Source organism: Chromatium okenii, from assembly GCF_016583745.1.
Classification (GTDB): domain Bacteria; phylum Pseudomonadota; class Gammaproteobacteria; order Chromatiales; family Chromatiaceae; genus Chromatium; species Chromatium okenii.
Window position 1 is genome coordinate 1 of the sequence record NZ_NRRQ01000046.1, and the last position, 16905, is coordinate 16905.

Below are 16905 nucleotides of genomic sequence, written 5' to 3' on the forward strand. Positions count from 1 at the left end.
GTTCCCAGCGTTGCAGGGTTTTGACGGAAATGCCGAGTAACGCGGCGGCTTTGCCTGTGCTGATTGTGTTTTCCATGTGGCTATAATGCACTAAAATGCACTTTATGCAATACTAGAGTTTAGCTCCGCACTCGCCTCCGCGCCGGTCTCAGCATCCGTCGCCAGTTGTTCCACCATCTGCGCGTTACGGCGGCGATCCATCCACACGCTGATCAGCGCAATCACGCCCCAGATGCTCAACAACGCGACGATGGCCAGCAGTCGCGCTTCCACCGTTGCCAGCGGATCGAACTGGCCAAAGTGGAGCAGCGGCCCCGCAAACCAAATCAGCACTCCGGTGGCGCTCATTCCCAGCAGCGTCAACACCAACGGGCTCACCAACCATGCCACAAGCGCCATCAGCGGTTGCCTCCAACTGCCAAGCCACCGCACCAGCCCGCCCGCATTTCTGTCACCATTTTCATCTGTTGGTTCCTCGCTCAATTACTAGCGATTGGTGAATCCAATCCCGTAGACTGCTCACACCGTTCCCTTTGCCTTTGGTTCCCACCATGAAAGTCTCCGTTGAGTTTGACATCACACCTGAAGAAGTCCGCAAGGTCTTTGGTTTGCCAGATGTGGAAGCGTTCCAGCGCCAACTGCTCGACGACGTGCGGGAGCGCATGACCAGCGGCGTTGACGGCTACGATCCAGTAAAACTCTTTCAACCGTATCTCACCGGCTCGATGGCGTCTTGGGATTTGTTCCAAAACATGCTGACCAATGTTGCCAAACTGTCGGGCGGCTCAAAAACCGATTAAGAATACAAGCACTTGCTCACGTTGGCAGTTGCTGATCAATTCACTGCCAACGTTTGCCCATCAGCGATTCGTTCACCCCACGCCCGCGCCGCCGCAATCACCTCAGCGGAATCAAGCGAAGTCGGCACACCATCGCGCACCACCTGCTGCCCCCGAATCCACACCTGCCGCACCTGCTGCCGACTCGCCGCATAAACCAATTGCGAGCCGGGATGATAGACCGGCTGCGTGTGTAAATCGTTGAAATCCAACGCAACAATATCCGCCGACTTGCCCACTTCCAGCGAACCAATCTCATCTGCCAAACCCAGCGCCCGTGCGCCGTTGATTGTCGCCATCCGCAGCGCGGCAGTGGCAGATACAGCAGTCGCAGAACCGGCAACGCCTTTGCCGAGCAGCGCCGCCGTGCGCATTTCTCCCAATATATTCAAATCGTTATTGCTCGCTGCGCCATCGGTGCCGAGCGCGACATTCACGCCCGCTGCCAGCAATTTCTCCACCGGACAAAACCCGCTCGCCAACTTGAGATTGGATTCCGGGCAATGCACGACGTGCGCACCGGTCTCCGCCAGCCGCGCAATTTCCGCATCGTTAAGCTGCGTCATGTGAATGGCGAGCAGCCGCGAGTTGATTAGCCCGAGCTGGTCGAGGCGCTGGAACGGGCGCTGCCCGTGATCGCGTTCTGATTGCACAATTTCATCATGCGTTTCATGCAGATGCAGATGAATCGGCACGTCAAGCTGCGCGGCCAGCGCGTTAATCCGCTGCAACGGCGCATCCGACACGGCATAAGGCGAATGTGGCGCAAATGCGACGCGGATGAGCGGGTGGTCACGATACGCCGCGTGGAGCGCCAGCCCTTTCGTCAAATAGGCGTCGGCGTTGGCGGCATAACCGGTCGGAAAATCGACCACGATCATGCCAATCACCGCTCGCATTCCCGCATCTGCCGTCACCTGCGCGGTGACTTCGGGATGAAAATACATGTCGTGATAACAGGTGACGCCGCCGCACAACATCTCCAGCACCGCCAGCCGCGTCCCGTCGCGCACAAATTCCGCATCCACCCAGCGTTGCTCGGTCGGCCAGATGTAATCGTGCAACCACGTCATCAGCGGCAAATCGTCCGCCAATCCGCGCAGCAGCGTCATCGCCGCGTGGGTGTGGGCATTGACCAAGCCCGGAATCAGCACATGTTCTGGCAATTCAAGCACTTGCTGCGCGTGAATTGACTGCCGCGCTTCCGCTGCCGGCACAATCGCCACAATCCGCCCGTCGGCGATGGCGAGCGCGTGGTTGGTCAATTGGCGATTGTCCCGATCAACGGGAAGTATCCACTGCGGATAGATGACGAGTTCAGCCTGCATCGGTGCGTCCTTTGGTTATAACGGGGAATCAGCGAGAATGCGCCGCAACATGCCACATGGAGCGAATGATGAAAACCACTGCACCAACCATTCCCACGCCTGACGATGCCGCGCTGTGGCACGACGGGCATTTGTATCTTGCCGATCAGCGGATTTTGCCGCAGCGGGCAGAATTTCTCGTTTACGATCAAGCCGCTGCCGTCGCCGACGCGATTCGCGCAATGGTCGTGCGCGGTGCGCCAGCGATTGGCATTGCCGCTGCCTATGGCGTGGTATTAGCCGGACGCGCTGCGTTTGTCGCTGCTGGCGCGGGCTGGAAAACGGCAATCACGGTGGATTTAGCCCGGCTCGCGGCATCGCGCCCGACGGCGGTCAATCTATTTTGGGCGCTGCGGCGCATGGAGGCGTTGATCGCGCAGCTCGCTGACGGCGATCCGACTGGCGCGTTGTTAAACGAGGCGTTGGCGATTCATCAAGAAGATCGGGATGCGAATCGGCGCATCGGTGAGTTGGGCGCGGCGCTGCTGACGCAACCGACTGACATCATTACACATTGCAACGCTGGCGCATTGGCGACTGGCGGTTATGGCACGGCGCTGGGCGTGGTACGCAGCGCGTTTGCGGCAGGCAAAATTGGGCGCGTGTTTGCGGATGAAACCCGCCCATGGCTGCAAGGGGCGCGGCTGACGGCGTGGGAATTGATGCACGACGGGATTCCGGTCACGTTGCAGGCGGACTGCGCGGCAGCGAGTTTGATGGCGACGGGAACGGTGGGCTGGGTGATTGTCGGCTCGGATCGGATCGCGGCGAACGGCGATGTGGCGAACAAAATCGGCACTTATGGTTTAGCGGTGCTGGCGCGGCATCACGGAATCAAGGTGATGGTCGCAGCGCCGACGTCGACGGTGGATATGAGCATCGCCAGCGGCGCGGAGATTCCAATTGAAGAGCGCGATCCAGCGGAATTGCTGGGCTGTGGCGGGCAACAATTAGCGCCGGTGGGCTGCGTGGCGCGGAATCCTGTGTTTGATGTGACGCCGGCGGCGCTGGTGGATGCCATCGTCACTGAGCGCGGGGTGGTGTTGAATCCGACGACGGAGAAAATGCGGGGGCTGATGGGATTGGAAGCTTAAAGCTGCATATCTATCATCGGATGCAAAAAGCGGCGCGAGGAACGAGTGGCGCTTTTTGCGATTTGAATGTGCGATTGTTAGCACTGATTTTATGTTCCAATTCTCCACTCTGGTTCTATCCAATCTGATGTCCAATCCAATGGCTCAGACATTGCAGCAATTTGTCCATACTCATCAAAAAATGCTTTTACTATTACGGGGTCAGTTATGTAAAGTGCATTTTCTAAAGACTTAGTTGAATTTATCGTAAAGTTGAAAGAACCTGTCCATACCGCATAAGGTTCTATCGTTTCTGGCTCAAAATCATCATCATTTCTCTGTATTTTAGCAAATACTAAAAACTTATTATGCATTCTTGGAGATGCTGTTTTTTTATCTCGATTATGATTGCCGACGCATCGAACTGGATCAATTGATGGATCAGATGCCACTGACATTGAGCTTAGAATATTTGGAAACGAGTATCGTGTTAAACCACAGCTGAGCTTAGAATATTGTTTTCTTAATCTTTTTTTCCAATTGGCGGATACTCCGATATCGGGACGAAGAAAATCTTCTTTTTGCACTACTATTGACACATCCGATAGTTTGGATAATGCATCAAGGATTGGATCGCTTGTCAACCAAGCGACCGCGCCAAATACAGCATCTGCTTTTGCTATGTGCGACAAAAGTTTGTTTTCAATATCTCTGAAGTAGACTGACACACCGTTATTTGATAACACGCTGTTGTCCGACAAATTTCCTTCAAAATTGCCATCACTATCTAGTTTAAATTTATTTAAATCATTCATAGCTTTTTCTTGCCAAGGTTAAATATTGGTTTCCGTATGTTATATCCACAAAAACTTTAGCGCAAGCAACTTGTCAGGCAACATCCGCCAGTTTTTGCGCAATACCTTTACCGTACGTTGGTGGCGGTAATGGTTTACCCTCTTGTTTCCATAACGCTAACCATTCATCAACAATTGTACAAAGTTCGGTATAAACAGTTATTTCATCATCGCCATGACAGCATGAACCGATAACACCAGGACATTGACCAACAAAGCATTGATCTTCATCTGACCATTCAACAATTTTCAAATATCTAGTGCTATCTTTCATCGCGTTGTCTCTTCAATTTTTTGTTTAACTTCACGCTCTTGATAAGGTTTTGCATCGTCACCGAGCCTGCCGGAAATCGTGATTCGAGACCCAAAATCATGCTCAAAATTCCGGTGGCTTCCTTTTCCACCGCGATTTTTGAATCCTGCTTTTTCAAGATCGCGTAGCAATGCTCTAATTTTACGAGGCATAATTTTTCTATATTCTGATGTCCTACAATAATTCTGTCGTGTGTGAAATCACAGATCACTCAAATTCAAAGGCTTAGTTTTTCCGGTGTGATACTCTTGTAAAGCTTCATCTGCGAGACCTGCTAAAAAATCTTCAGATTCAGCAAACAAAAAATCCCACTTTTTTTCGACTGACAATTCATCCAATAGCCATCTTGCAATCATGTTTTGCTGAATATCAGGGAGTTTAGAAGCTTCTTGAAATGCTTGTTCAAGTAGTTGCGTCATGTTATTTCTCAAAATCAGAATTATTAAAGTTACTGGTTAAGGTATTTATTTTCTGATCAATCACGCAAAAGTTAATTAAACTTTATATGGAATTCCAAACTTTTCCGAATAAGGTTTTGAAGTAGTTAAGATTATTCTAAATAAATGCTAATTTTTTCCAAAATTTGCTAAAATTGTATTCTTCGCTCATATCCTAAAACCATTATACAGAATGATTACACTTGTTCAGCAATCATGTCAAGTACTTTTTTTGCCTACAAGCCACAGATTTTGAATAATTTTCTCATAATTCATTGTGATAGCTAACAAAAATCACATCATTTCAGTACTTTCAGGAACTGCGCAGCAACCAACTGTCATTCACATGGCGTCGCAATGTTCTTAATTATTCAATCGCATCTCGGATGTTTTCTAGGGCTTTTTGCTCAGTATCTCCTTTAGACCAACAGGCTGACAGCCCCGACTCAGAAACGATATATTTTATTGTGTGATGACCTAAAAATTCTGATAATTGACAACACCACTGCTTGATTTTGCATCAGACCGCATTATGCTGGGAGTGAGGAATAAGCGCACCTGATCCGCTGTGTAATGCCAAACACTGACAATTAACAACAATCGAGATCAAACAACACAATGGCAGAGTCAAATCTCGCTGAAATGGAAGAACGCAAGCGCCAGCGGGTGCGACTCACGCGGCTGGAGGCCGACTTGGCTTATTTTCAAGCACGGTTGCAGTTAATTGACGACTCGCCCACCAGAAATCACCTCGCGCAACGCAAGGTATTTCACCTTCTCAGCAAGATGACCGTCAGCAAAATTCAGAAAATCAAACAGCGATACGCCGACTTGCGCTGACCACCGCTGCCGCCCGCTCAGTGTCACCATCCCAGTCGCTATGCCACAATCGCGCCCCACTTGCTCGTTCACTCAGCGCCACAACCGCTGTTTTTTTGGCTTCATTTTTTAGGATTCAACATGGTCAACAGTATTCGTATCGCCACCCGTAAATCCCCGCTCGCTCTCTGGCAAGCCGAACACGTCGCCGCCTTGCTCCAACAATTGCACCCTGATCTCAGCATTGAAATCATCGGCATGAGCACCAAAGGCGACCGGATTCTTGACGCGCCGCTGGCAAAAGTGGGTGGTAAAGGGTTATTTGTCAAAGAGTTAGAACAAGGAATGCTGGCTGGCGAGGCCGATATTGCCGTGCATTCGTTGAAAGATGTGCCGGTCGAATTTCCCGACGGTTTGCAGCTCGCGGTGGTGATGGAGCGCGAGAATCCGCACGACGCGTTTGTTTCCAACAATTTCGCCGATTTTGCCGCGCTGCCGCACGGCGCTTGCGTCGGCACCTCCAGCCTGCGGCGTCAGTGCCAGCTCGCCGACCGCCGTCCTGATCTGCGCATCGAACCGCTGCGCGGCAACGTCAACACCCGCTTGGCCAAGCTCGACGCCGGTGATTATGACGCGATCATTTTGGCGGCAGCCGGTTTGATTCGGCTGGGATTTGAGGCGCGAATTCGTGCACCGATTGCCGCAGAGGTGAGTTTGCCGGCGATTGGACAGGGCGCAATTGGGATTGAATGCCGCTGCAACGATCCGCGCATCGAGGCGTTGATTGCGCCGCTGCATCATCCTGAAACTGCTGATCGGGTGCTGGCGGAGCGGGCGATGAATCTGCGGTTGCACGGCGGCTGTCAGGTGCCGATTGCCGGTCACGCGGTGATTGATGGCGATCACTTGTGGCTGCGCGGGCTGGTCGGCACTCCCGATGGCACGCGGATTCTGCGGGCGGAGGCGAGCGGATTACGCAGTGCGGCAGTTGAGATCGGGACGCAGGTCGCTGATGCGTTGCTGGCGCAGGGCGCGGGCGAGATTTTGAGCGCGTTGGCAGCGGAGAACGAATGAGCAGCGCGGTTGATCTCGGTGGGCGCGGCATTTTAGTGACGCGCCCGGCAGCGCAAGCCGAGCCGTTGTGTCAATTGATCGCAGCGGCGGGTGGTCGCGCCATTCGCTTTCCCACGATTGCGATTGCGCCAGTGGCGACGACGCAGACCGCCGCGCTGTTGGCGGAGGCGTGGGATTTGCTCTATTTCGTCAGCCCCAATGCGGTGACACAGGCGCTGGCGCAGGTCAGCGATGGACGCTGGGCGCGGGTGAAATGGATCGCTGCCGTCGGGCGCGGCACGGCGCGGGTGCTGACTGCCGCCGGGCGAGCGCCGGATTTGGTGCCCAATGATCGCTACGAAAGCGAGGCGTTGCTGGAGATGCCGGAATTGGCGGACATGCGCGGGCAGCGGGTGCTGATCGTGCGCGGCGAAGGTGGGCGGGCGCTGTTTGCCGACACGCTGACGGCGCGGGGTGCGACGGTGCAATTTGCCGAGGTGTATCGGCGGGTGCAGCCCGACTGCGATCCGACGCCTTTGCTGGCGCAGTGGGAGACGACGGTGGCGGCGACGCTGGCGACCAGTGACGAAGTGTTGCTGAATTTGCTGGCGCTGCTCGGCGCGGCGGGGCGGGAATTGGTCTTAAAAACGCCGTTGGTGGTAATTGCTGAACGCACGGCACAAACGGCGCGTCAGTTAGGTTTTCAGACCATAAAAGTTGCTGAACGCGCTGAAGATGCGGCAATTGTGCGGGCATTATGTGAATTGATCGTTTGAATCCACCCAACCCCCTTTTTTCAAAGGGGGGCTTTTTTTGCGAGCAAGCGATGACTCTGTACGCTGATTTGAAAAACGTTCGCAGTGAAGAAGACGTAAAAGATGCGTATATCAAAGCCTTGGGTTTAACCAGCTACACCAAGGGTTTAATTGATATTCAAACTGAAGAAATCTGGTTTGAAGCCAAAGATACTGGCAAACATTCCAGTTATGCGATGTTTACGCAGTTGCTGCATTATGTGCAGGATGCGTTGAATAAAGGCGAACGCATTCCGCCGTTTTTAGCAGTGATTGATACTGAAAAAGCAGCGATAATGAAAAGCGCCGATGTGCTGCCATTTTTAGCTAAAAAAACGATTCGCTGGGGCAAATCCGCCAGCAAATACACGCCCGAAGCCTTGGAGGTCGTGTCCGCATATATCGGCACCTATTTTGTCTCGTTTCGTTTAGAAACGCACGAAGAGGAATTTATTGCCACCATCAAAGCCGCGATTCAAACCGGCGAAATCATTCGGATTCAAATCACGCCGGATAATTTGAAACAGGTCTTTGATAAATGGGTGACGATGATTGGCAGCGAGATTGAAGGTGTCAGCGCCGAAGATTATGCGTTGCTGTTTTTTGCCGACATAATGAATGACGGCACGGTATCTTCTTATCAGGAAATTTCGGCAAAGTTAATTTTTGTAGACGGTAAACCTGCATTTTTTCTGGATGGCAAGCTCTGCGCGTTAGGTAACAAAGAAGGGTATCGCCAGTTTTGGGCAATTTATCACCGTCCGCCACAGGAAGAACATCGCAACTATTTACTGGAACGGCGTGATAGTTTAATTCCGTTGAATGAGCGCAGCTTTAAGGGCGCATATTATACGCCGCTCAATGTCGTGGATCGCGCTTATGACACACTTGCCGAGGTATTAGGAAAGAATTGGCAGAAAAATTATCTCGTGTGGGATATGTGCTGCGGCGTCGGCAATTTAGAAGTGAAGCATTCCAATCACCGCAATCTGTTTATGAGTACGTTAGATGTTGCGGATATTGATGTGATGCGAGCAACGAAAACCTGTGTTGCTGCTACGCGCTTTCAATATGATTATTTGAATGATGATATTACCGATGACGGCAGAATTGATTACAGCCTCACCAATAAACTGCCGCCAGCGTTGCGCGATGCAATTAATGAAGGTAAGAAAATTTTAGTGCTGATGAATCCGCCGTATGCGGAGGCAGCTTCATCGGTATATGCAGATAGCAAAAAAGATGTTGCAAAAAGTCAAGTTTCGTCGTCAATGATGTGTGGTTATGGTTCAGCTACGCGTGAGCTTTTTACTCAATTTATTGCTCGCATTGCCCAAGAAATACCGACAGCAACTATTGCTATGTTTAGTAAACTCAAATATATTAACGCGCCATTTTTTGAAAAGTTTAGAGCAGTTTGGTATGCAAAATACTTAGGTGGATTTGTTGTTCATAGTAAAAATTTTGATGGATTAAAAGGCGATTTTCCCATAGGTTTTTTAGTGTGGAATACTAGATTAAAAAATCAAATTGACGAAGTTACTGTAGAAGTGCTCGACAAAAACGCCAATCCTGTTGGCGAGAAGAATTTTTATAACATCCCTAATAAAAACATGCTTAATGTTTGGATTGAACGCCCTAAATCTAATAAAGTAGAGGTTATTCCGCTAACAAATGCGGTGACGCCAGCAGCTAAGAAAGATTTTAAAACTTGGTCAAATGATGCTTTAGCATATCTCACCGCAAAAGGTAACGATATGCAAAATGCTAACAGCACCTATATTCTTTCATCGAGAGCTTACGGTGAGAGTGGCGGCATATACATCAATCCCGACAATCTTTGGCAAGCCGCCATCATCTTTGCCGTGCGCCGTTTAGTGAAACCCACTTGGTTGAATGACCGCGATCAATTTTTGCAACCGACTGGTGAATTAACAAATGAATTCAAACACGATTGCTTGATCTGGATGTTGTTTAACGGCAGCAATCTCACCGCCAGCGCCGACGATTTAGAATGGAATGGCGCAACGTGGTCAATCGTCAATCATTTTATTCCGTTCACGGAAACCGAGGTCAATGCACCAACGCGATTTGAATCTGATTTTATGGTGCGCTATTTGAAAGGCAAAAAGCAGTCATCTGAAGCAAAAGCTGTGCTCGCGGCAGGCAAACAATTGTGGCTGGCTTATTTTGCCCAGAGTGATAATCACATTGTGCGCCATGAATTAAAATTAAATCGCGCTGATGTTGGTTGGTATCAACTCCGCAACGCTTTGAAAAAGCGCAATGATAGCGGTGATTATGATGTGCTGGTCAGTTTTGCTGCGTTTGAAGCAGCATATAAAACCTTGACCGAGAAATTGCAGCCGCTGGTGTATGAATTGGGCTTTTTGAAACGTTGAGTAATATGACAGCAGCTACTGATTCTGAAGCCGTTTGCAAGACACAAATGCCGCAAAATTGTTTATTGGAACACAGCGATAGTTTAATTCCACTGAATGAGCGCAGCTTTAAGGGTGCATATTATACGCCGCTCAATGTTGTGGATCGCGCTTATGACACACTTGCTGAGGTGTTGGGAAAGAATTGGCAGAAAAATTATCTCGTGTGGGATATGTGCTGCGGCGTTGGCAATTTAGAAGTCAAACATTCCAATCACCGCAATTTATTTATGAGCACGTTAGACGTTGCGGATATTGATGTGATGCGAGCAACGAAAACCTGCGTCGCCGCCACGCGCTTTCAATATGATTATTTGAATGATGATATTACTGATGACGGCAAAATTGATTACAGCCTGACCAATAAAGTGCCACCAGCGTTGCGTGATGCGATTCACGCAGGCAAGAAGATTGTGGTGTTAATCAATCCGCCGTATGCGGAAGCAACCAACGCCGACAATACTGCAATCGGTGCAGGTGCTAAGAATAAAACAGGCGTGGCAAAAACTAAACTTGCTGCTGTTGCAATGAGTCGTTATGGTAAAGCCAGCAACGAATTATTTACGCAATGTTTAGCCAGAATTGCGTTAGAAATCCCAACAGCAACGATAGCGATATTCAGCAAACTAAAATACGTCAACGCGCCCAACTTTGAGAAATTCAGACAGGCTTGGAATGCTGAATATCTCGGTGGCTTTGTGGTGCATAGCAAGGCATTTGATGGCTTAAAAGGCAATTTTCCGATTGGTTTTTTAGTGTGGAAGACGAATCAAACTGCCAAAAAGAAAAAGCTGATTACCGAGATTTCAGTTGAGGTGTTTGATAAAAAAACCCAACCAATTGGCGAAAAGAAGTTTTATCATTTACCGAACGAACAATTTTTGAATGTGTGGTTAAAACGTCCAAGAGCCAACAAGGTTGAAGTTATCCCATTAAAGAATGCACTTGTTGCTACAATAGGGAATGCACGCGTATCAACTTGGTCAAACAAAGCGATTGCTTATATGTATTGCGGCGTTAATGACATACAACATGCAACTCAGCAAACTGTTTTATTTTCATCGCCTTATGGCGGAGGTAATGGCTTTTATGTCAATCCCGACAATCTTTGGCAAGCCGCCATTATTTTTGCCGTGCGCCGTTTAGTGAAACCCACTTGGTTAAATGACCGCGATCAATTTTTGCAACCAACTGGTGAATTAACAAATGAATTCAAACACGATTGCTTGATTTGGATGCTGTTTAACGGCAGCAATCTCACTGCCAGCGCCGATGATTTAGAATGGAATGGCGCAACGTGGTCAATCGTTAATCATTTTATTCCGTTCACGGCAACCGAGGTCAACGCACCAATGCAGTTTGAATCTGAGTTTATGGTGAATTATTTACAAGATAAGGTGCAGTCAACGGAAGCAACAGCGGTGCTTGCTGAAGGGAAAACACTTTGGCAAGCCTATTTTGCGGAAGTGGATAATTATACCGTGCGCCGTGAGTTAAAATTAAATCGCGCTGATGTTGGTTGGTATCAACTCCGCAACGCTTTGAAAAAGCGCAATGATAGCGGTGATTATGATGCGTTGGTCAGTTTTGCTGCGTTTGAAGTGGCATATAAAACCTTGACCGAGAAATTGCAGCCGCTGGTGTATGAATTGGGATTTTTGAGACGTTAATTGAAATGATTTTCTTGATAATTAAGGTAAAGCGCGAATTGCTGCCAGCGCGGATTCATAACGGGTGGTAAATTGTTCCAATAACCCCGCTGCTTTTGCGCCTGCACAGCCGCCATTGTCCCGCAATAGCGCCATAAAATCCCGCTCTAACCGTTTTTCAACGTGGCGATAATTGCGTTCTGGAAAATAGTCATCTTTCACTGCCAATACCGTAATCCGCCGCGAACTCACCAATAACTTATTTAAGTTATCCATGCGCCGTGCTGAAACATCACCGCGACATTGCGCGTGATAAAAATCAACTGCTGCGGCCGCTTCTACTGCTTCCACGCAGCGTTGGCGCGTTAATTCATCTGGTGCGGCAGCAGCAATAAACATGCTGATAACCATTAAACCAGCGCCAATCATCATGTGAAGTTGTTTCACAATTTAACTGCGCCCATAAACCGGAATTGCCGCGCCAGTAATCGCACGAGCGGCATCGGAAACCAGAAAAGCAATGACTTCGGCAAGCGCCTCCAGCGCGACCCAATGAGCGGGGTTTTGCTGCGGCATGGCGGCGCGATTGTCGGGCGTGTCTAAGGTGCCGGGCAGCAGGCAGTTGACGGTAATGTCGTGCGCGTTTAGCTCGGCGGCGACGCTTTCGGTGAGGGTGACGACGGCGGCTTTTGAGACCGCATAAGGTGCCATGTAGGCCGCGCCGGTGACGGCTCCGCGAGCGGCAATGTTGACGATCCGCCCGCCGCCCGCCTTCAACAAATGCGGCACCACTGCGCGAATACAGTTGCGCGTTGTGCGCAGGTTCAAATCCAACATCGCGTCCCAATCGGCATCTGGCGCGTTGTGTACCGCCGCGCCCATCGTGAAACCGCCTGCCAAATTAATCAGCCCATCCACCCGTCCAAAACGGGTGAGGACTTGGTTCATCATCACCGTCACGGCTTCGGGGTGGCGGACATCGGCGACAAAAATGGCGACATTGCCGGGGTTAGTCAGGCTTTGTCGCACGTCGTCAAGTTTCGGTAAATTGCGCCCGACCAGCGCCAGCCGCGCTCCTTGTGCCGCTAACACTTGCGCAGTGACCCGTCCGAGATTGCCGGTTGCGCCGGTAAGAATTATGATTTTTTGATTGAGTGGAAACATTATTTTGAGCCATTTTGAGAGGTGCGATGTGCCGAATTATGGAGAGAGTTGCTTAATAATCAAACAGCTATTTTGACAACAAATGAAAAGGTGGTTGGGTGGATTTAATCAATTGGGCAAAAACCCCGATATAAACCGGGGTTTTTATTTCAATTCACTAACGCGGCAAATCCGAGTGCCCCATCAGCCATTCATCGACAGCGCGGGCACATTGGCGACCTTCGCGGATCGCCCACACGACGAGCGATTGTCCGCGCCGCATATCTCCGGCGGCAAATACGCCGTCAACTGAGGTGTGATAAGCGGTCGCGCCGTCGGTGACGCCCTTCACATTGCCCCGCGCATCCAGTTCCAAACCGGCGTTATCGCGCAGCGCGGCGAGCATTCCGTTGTGTACTGGATGGACAAAACCCATCGCCAACAACACCAGCTCGGCTTTCAATTCACCGGCGCTGTCTGGCACATCGCGCATCTGCCAGCGCCCAGTCGCGTCCTGCTCCCATTCAACGAGGTGATAAGACACGCCCGTCAGGTTGCCAGCAGCATCGCAGTTGAAGCGGTCGGTGGCGATATTCCACATCCGCTGACAGCCTTCCTCTTGCGAGCTGGAAGTGCGGAACCGATTCGGCCAATCCGGCCAGGTCAAGCCTTTGTTTTCCTGCTCCGGCGGGCGCGGCAGGATTTCAATCTGCGTGACCGAAGCTGCGCCGTGCCGCTTCGAGGTGCCGATGCAGTCCGAGCCGGTATCGCCGCCACCGATGACGACCACATGCTTGCCCTCGGCGCTGATGAATTCGGCATCGCTCATCGGTGAACCCTGAACGCGTTTGCTGTTGCCGCGCAAAAAATCCATCGCAAAATGCACGCCGTTTGACGCTCGTCCCGGCACTGGCAAATCACGCGGCTGCTCAGAACCGCCCGCCAGCACCAGCGCGTCATATTCCGCTTGCAATTGACTGACCGGAATGGTGACGCCGATGTGCGCATTGGTATGAAATTCAACGCCTTCGGTGCGCATCTGCGCCATGCGCCGATCAATCAAACGCTTGTCCAATTTGAAATCGGGGATGCCGTAACGCAGCAGTCCGCCGATCCGATCCGCCTTTTCAAACAGCGACACCTGATGCCCGGCACGAGCGAGTTGCTGCGCAGTCGCCAAACCAGCGGGGCCAGAACCGACCACTGCAACCCGTTTGCCGCTGCGACGTTCCGGCACCTGCGGCGTGATCCAACCCGCTTCCCAAGCGCGGTCGATGATCGCGCATTCGATGGTTTTGATCGTCACCGGCTGCTCGTCGATATTCAACGTGCAGGACGCCTCGCACGGCGCGGGGCAGATGCGCCCGGTGAATTCGGGAAAATTGTTTGTCGAATGCAGCACGTCCACCGCTTGCCGCCACTCGCCGCGATAAATCAGATCATTCCAATCGGGAATGATGTTGTTGACCGGACAGCCGCGATGACAAAACGGAATGCCGCAATCCATGCAGCGCGACCCTTGCGCTTGCAATTCCGCTTCCGTCAGCGGAATGACAAATTCTTGGTAAGTGCTGATGCGATCCGCGACGGGTTCGTAACGCCGGTCGCTGCGCGGAATTTCTAAAAATCCAGTGGGCTTACCCATGCGCAACCTCCTGATCTTGCAACGCTTTGAGAGCTTTTTTGTAATCAACTGGCATCACTTTGACGAACTTGGGCACCATCGCCTCCCACTCGGCGAGAATGCGCTGCGCGACCTCAGATTGGGTGTAGTGAAAATGCTTTTGAATCAACTGTTTGAGTCGCTCCGCATCATCAACTGGCTCCAACTCCACCATCGCCAGATTGCAGCGGCTGGCAAAATCCCCAGCTTCATCAAACACATAAGCGATGCCGCCCGACATCCCCGCTGCGAAGTTGCGCCCGGTCGTGCCGAGCACCACCGCGATACCGCCGGTCATATATTCGCAGCCGTGATCGCCGACGCCTTCCACGATTGCGGTCGCGCCCGAATTGCGGACGCAAAAGCGTTCACCAGCGACGCCCCGGAAATAGCACTCGCCGCTGATCGCGCCATATAAAACGGTATTGCCAACGATGATGTTGTCCTCCGCCTTGCCGATCGCCGAATTGGCGGGCGGATAAATGACGATGCGCCCACCAGATAAACCCTTCCCAACGTAATCATTGCCTTCGCCGGAGAGTTGAATCGTCACCCCGTGCGCCAACCACGCGCCCAGCGATTGCCCGGCGGTGCCGGTCGCGTTGATATGAATCGTGTCATCGGGCAGCCCCGCGTGACCGTAACGCTCCGCAATGCGCCCCGACAGCAACGTCCCAAAAGTGCGGTTGTGATTGCGCAGCGCGATGTCAATCACCACCCGCTCCATCTCCCCCCTTTGGAAAAGGGGGGCTGGGGGGGATTGGAGCACCGCCGCAGCTTGCGCAAGCAGCGTGTGATCCAGCGCGTGTTCAATCCCGTGCTCCTGCTGCTCGCAGTGCGAGAGCGCGACGTTGGCGGGCACGGCTGGCTGATGCAGCAGGCGCGAGAAATCCAGCCCTTCTGCTTTCCAATGGTCAATCGCTCGCCGCATTTCGAGCCGCTGCGATTGTCCGACCATCTCGTTGACGGTGCGGAAACCCAGCCGCGCCATCAATCGCCGCACGTCCTCGGCGATGAAGAAGAAATAGTTGATGAGATGTTCGGGCTGGCCGGTGAAGCGTTGACGCAGCACCGGGTCTTGCGTCGCCACGCCGACCGGACAGGTATTGAGATGACATTTGCGCATCATCACGCAGCCCTGCGTGATCAAGGGCGCAGTCGCAAAGCCGAATTCATCCGCGCCCAATAACGCGCCAATCACCACATCGCGCCCGGTGCGCATTCCGCCGTCCACCTGCACTGCGATCCGACCGCGCAGATTGTTGAGCACCAACGTTTGCTGGGTTTCCGCCAGCCCGATTTCCCACGGCGAGCCAGCATGTTTGATCGACGTGAGCGGACTCGCGCCGGTACCGCCGTCATAACCGGAAATCGTCACATGATCCGCGTGCGCTTTCGACACGCCCGCTGCGACCGTGCCCACGCCGATTTCCGACACCAATTTGACCGAAATCCGCGCTGTGGGATTCACGTTTTTAAGGTCGTGAATGAGCTGCGCCAAGTCCTCAATCGAATAAATATCGTGATGCGGCGGCGGCGAAATCAGCCCCACGCCGGGCGTCGAATGGCGCACCCGCGCAATCTGGACGCTGACTTTATGACCGGGCAATTGCCCACCTTCACCGGGCTTCGCGCCTTGGGCGATCTTGATCTGAATGTCGTCGGCGTTGACCAGATATTCGGTCGTGACGCCAAACCGACCGGATGCAACTTGCTTGATCGCCGAGCGTTCGGGATTGCGCGAGCCATCAGGCAGCGGCGCAAACCGTGCTGGCTCTTCGCCACCTTCGCCGGTGTTGGATTTGCCGCCGATGGCATTCATCGCCCGCGCCAGATTGGCGTGAACTTCGGGCGAGATCGAACCAAACGACATCGCGCCAGTGGCAAAGCGTTTGACGATCTCTTTGGCTGGTTCCACCTCGTCGAGCGGAATTGGCTCCGGCGCAAACTTGAACTCCATCAAGCCGCGCAGCGTCAACAGCCGCTCGGATTGCTCATCAATCAAGCGCGAGAACTCGGCGAAGGTGCTGGCGTTATTGGCGCGGGTGGCGTGTTGCAGCGCGGCGATGGTTTCCGGCGTCCATATGTGATCCTCGCCGCGAATCCGGTAGGCATAATCGCCGCCAACGTCCAGATGCTGTTGATAAATCTGCTCAGTGCCGTAGCCCTGCGCGTGCCAGCGCACCGCTTCGGCGGCGACTTCTGCCAGCCCGATGCCTTCAATGGTGGTCGGGGTGCCGGTGAAATACTGTTTGAGGAAATCGCTGTTTAAGCCAATCGCATCAAAAATCTGCGCTCCGCAATACGATTGAAAAGTGGAGATGCCCATTTTGGACATGACTTTTTTCAAGCCTTTGCCGATGGCCTTGATGTAGCGATATTGCGCGGCTTCAAATCCCCCCAACCCCCCTTTTTCTAAGGGGGGCTTTTGATCTCCACCCTTTGGAAAAGGGGGGGCGG

At 52.1% G+C, this 16905-nt stretch carries 17 protein-coding genes; 7 read left to right on the top strand and 10 right to left on the bottom strand.

All coding sequences use genetic code 11. From position 1 onward, the window contains the following. Nucleotides 1–102: 102 nt before the first annotated feature. Entirely contained in the window at nt 103–399 is a 297-nt protein-coding gene (locus CKO12_RS12805) for a hypothetical protein (RefSeq protein WP_200155122.1), read from the bottom strand. 152 nt (nt 400–551) lie between these two features. Here CKO12_RS12805 and CKO12_RS12810 point away from each other — a divergent pair, with 152 nt between their 5' ends. Beyond that, the gene (locus tag CKO12_RS12810) at nt 552–800 is read left to right on the top strand and encodes a DUF6489 family protein (RefSeq protein ID WP_200155123.1); all 249 of its coding nucleotides are present in this window, start codon (nt 552–554) and stop codon (nt 798–800) included. Nucleotides 801–835: 35 nt separating this feature from the next. On the opposite strand, the gene CKO12_RS12815 is transcribed toward CKO12_RS12810, so the two are convergent. Continuing rightward, the gene (locus CKO12_RS12815; protein ID WP_200155124.1) at nt 836–2167 is read right to left on the bottom strand and encodes a TRZ/ATZ family hydrolase; all 1332 of its coding nucleotides are present in this window, start codon (nt 2165–2167) and stop codon (nt 836–838) included. Between the two features lie 68 nt (nt 2168–2235). Here CKO12_RS12815 and mtnA point away from each other — a divergent pair, with 68 nt between their 5' ends. Next, complete coding sequence (gene mtnA / locus CKO12_RS12820) at nt 2236–3300, top strand: S-methyl-5-thioribose-1-phosphate isomerase (protein WP_200155125.1); 1065 nt, start codon at nt 2236–2238, stop codon at nt 3298–3300. A gap of 89 nt (nt 3301–3389) precedes the next feature. On the opposite strand, the gene CKO12_RS12825 is transcribed toward mtnA, so the two are convergent. The 4 genes from CKO12_RS12825 to CKO12_RS12840 form a co-directional block, all read right to left on the bottom strand. Next, nucleotides 3390–4094 carry a phospholipase D-like domain-containing protein gene (locus CKO12_RS12825; protein ID WP_200155126.1) on the bottom strand — a complete coding sequence of 235 codons (705 nt, stop codon included), beginning with the start codon at nt 4092–4094 and terminating at the stop codon, nt 3390–3392. 73 nt (nt 4095–4167) lie between these two features. Further along, nucleotides 4168–4407 carry a hypothetical protein gene (locus CKO12_RS12830; RefSeq protein WP_200155127.1) on the bottom strand — a complete coding sequence of 80 codons (240 nt, stop codon included), beginning with the start codon at nt 4405–4407 and terminating at the stop codon, nt 4168–4170. Then, the gene (locus CKO12_RS12835; RefSeq protein ID WP_200155128.1) at nt 4404–4598 is read right to left on the bottom strand and encodes a type II toxin-antitoxin system HicA family toxin; all 195 of its coding nucleotides are present in this window, start codon (nt 4596–4598) and stop codon (nt 4404–4406) included. The genes CKO12_RS12830 and CKO12_RS12835 overlap by 4 nt, the downstream gene beginning before the upstream one ends. Nucleotides 4599–4646: 48 nt before the next feature. Then, on the bottom strand, nt 4647–4865 hold the full coding sequence (locus tag CKO12_RS12840) for a hypothetical protein (protein ID WP_200155129.1): 219 nt from the start codon (nt 4863–4865) through the stop codon (nt 4647–4649). A 636-nt stretch (nt 4866–5501) separates the two neighbouring features. Between CKO12_RS12840 and CKO12_RS12845 the strand changes: the two genes are divergently transcribed. The 5 genes from CKO12_RS12845 (at nt 5502) to CKO12_RS12865 (ending at nt 11660) form a co-directional block, all read left to right on the top strand. Beyond that, the gene (locus tag CKO12_RS12845) at nt 5502–5723 is read left to right on the top strand and encodes a hypothetical protein (RefSeq protein ID WP_200155130.1); all 222 of its coding nucleotides are present in this window, start codon (nt 5502–5504) and stop codon (nt 5721–5723) included. A 120-nt stretch (nt 5724–5843) separates the two neighbouring features. After that, nucleotides 5844–6776 (top strand): hydroxymethylbilane synthase, encoded by a 933-nt coding sequence (gene hemC / locus CKO12_RS12850; protein ID WP_200155131.1) that lies wholly within the window; start codon nt 5844–5846, stop codon nt 6774–6776. Then, nucleotides 6773–7531, top strand: a complete 759-nt coding sequence (locus CKO12_RS12855) for a uroporphyrinogen-III synthase (RefSeq protein ID WP_200155132.1) — start codon at nt 6773–6775, stop codon at nt 7529–7531. Before hemC ends, CKO12_RS12855 begins: the two co-directional genes overlap by 4 nt. Before the next feature lie 50 nt (nt 7532–7581). Then, nucleotides 7582–9951, top strand: a complete 2370-nt coding sequence (locus CKO12_RS12860) for a hypothetical protein (protein WP_200155133.1) — start codon at nt 7582–7584, stop codon at nt 9949–9951. A 47-nt stretch (nt 9952–9998) separates the two neighbouring features. Continuing rightward, nucleotides 9999–11660, top strand: a complete 1662-nt coding sequence (locus CKO12_RS12865) for a hypothetical protein (protein WP_200155134.1) — start codon at nt 9999–10001, stop codon at nt 11658–11660. Between the two features lie 21 nt (nt 11661–11681). Here CKO12_RS12865 and CKO12_RS12870 read toward each other — a convergent pair whose 3' ends face one another. The 4 genes from CKO12_RS12870 to CKO12_RS12885 form a co-directional block, all read right to left on the bottom strand. After that, nucleotides 11682–12086 carry a hypothetical protein gene (locus tag CKO12_RS12870; protein WP_200155135.1) on the bottom strand — a complete coding sequence of 135 codons (405 nt, stop codon included), beginning with the start codon at nt 12084–12086 and terminating at the stop codon, nt 11682–11684. Between the two features lie 3 nt (nt 12087–12089). After that, a complete protein-coding gene (locus CKO12_RS12875; RefSeq protein WP_200155136.1) occupies nt 12090–12803 on the bottom strand; it encodes an SDR family oxidoreductase in 714 nt (237 codons plus the stop codon). A 157-nt stretch (nt 12804–12960) separates the two neighbouring features. Then, nucleotides 12961–14427 carry a glutamate synthase subunit beta gene (locus tag CKO12_RS12880; protein ID WP_200155137.1) on the bottom strand — a complete coding sequence of 489 codons (1467 nt, stop codon included), beginning with the start codon at nt 14425–14427 and terminating at the stop codon, nt 12961–12963. After that, nucleotides 14420–16905, bottom strand: a 2486-nt coding sequence (locus CKO12_RS12885) for a glutamate synthase-related protein (RefSeq protein WP_242466336.1), incomplete at its 5' end; no start/stop codon positions are given. The genes CKO12_RS12885 and CKO12_RS12880, both read right to left, overlap by 8 nt.

Bases quoted from the DNA above. Each gene is read 5' to 3' on its own strand.
- CKO12_RS12805 (WP_200155122.1), bottom strand. From the start codon at position 399: ATGGCGCTTGTGGCATGGTTGGTGAGCCCGTTGGTGTTGACGCTGCTG.
- CKO12_RS12810 (WP_200155123.1), top strand. From the start codon at position 552: ATGAAAGTCTCCGTTGAGTTTGACATCACACCTGAAGAAGTCCGCAAG.
- CKO12_RS12815 (WP_200155124.1), bottom strand. From the start codon at position 2,167: ATGCAGGCTGAACTCGTCATCTATCCGCAGTGGATACTTCCCGTTGAT.
- mtnA (WP_200155125.1), top strand. From the start codon at position 2,236: ATGAAAACCACTGCACCAACCATTCCCACGCCTGACGATGCCGCGCTG.
- CKO12_RS12825 (WP_200155126.1), bottom strand. From the start codon at position 4,094: ATGAATGATTTAAATAAATTTAAACTAGATAGTGATGGCAATTTTGAA.
- CKO12_RS12830 (WP_200155127.1), bottom strand. From the start codon at position 4,407: ATGAAAGATAGCACTAGATATTTGAAAATTGTTGAATGGTCAGATGAA.
- CKO12_RS12835 (WP_200155128.1), bottom strand. From the start codon at position 4,598: ATGCCTCGTAAAATTAGAGCATTGCTACGCGATCTTGAAAAAGCAGGA.
- CKO12_RS12840 (WP_200155129.1), bottom strand. From the start codon at position 4,865: ATGACGCAACTACTTGAACAAGCATTTCAAGAAGCTTCTAAACTCCCT.
- CKO12_RS12845 (WP_200155130.1), top strand. From the start codon at position 5,502: ATGGCAGAGTCAAATCTCGCTGAAATGGAAGAACGCAAGCGCCAGCGG.
- hemC (WP_200155131.1), top strand. From the start codon at position 5,844: ATGGTCAACAGTATTCGTATCGCCACCCGTAAATCCCCGCTCGCTCTC.
- CKO12_RS12855 (WP_200155132.1), top strand. From the start codon at position 6,773: ATGAGCAGCGCGGTTGATCTCGGTGGGCGCGGCATTTTAGTGACGCGC.
- CKO12_RS12860 (WP_200155133.1), top strand. From the start codon at position 7,582: ATGACTCTGTACGCTGATTTGAAAAACGTTCGCAGTGAAGAAGACGTA.
- CKO12_RS12865 (WP_200155134.1), top strand. From the start codon at position 9,999: ATGCCGCAAAATTGTTTATTGGAACACAGCGATAGTTTAATTCCACTG.
- CKO12_RS12875 (WP_200155136.1), bottom strand. From the start codon at position 12,803: ATGTTTCCACTCAATCAAAAAATCATAATTCTTACCGGCGCAACCGGC.
- CKO12_RS12880 (WP_200155137.1), bottom strand. From the start codon at position 14,427: ATGGGTAAGCCCACTGGATTTTTAGAAATTCCGCGCAGCGACCGGCGT.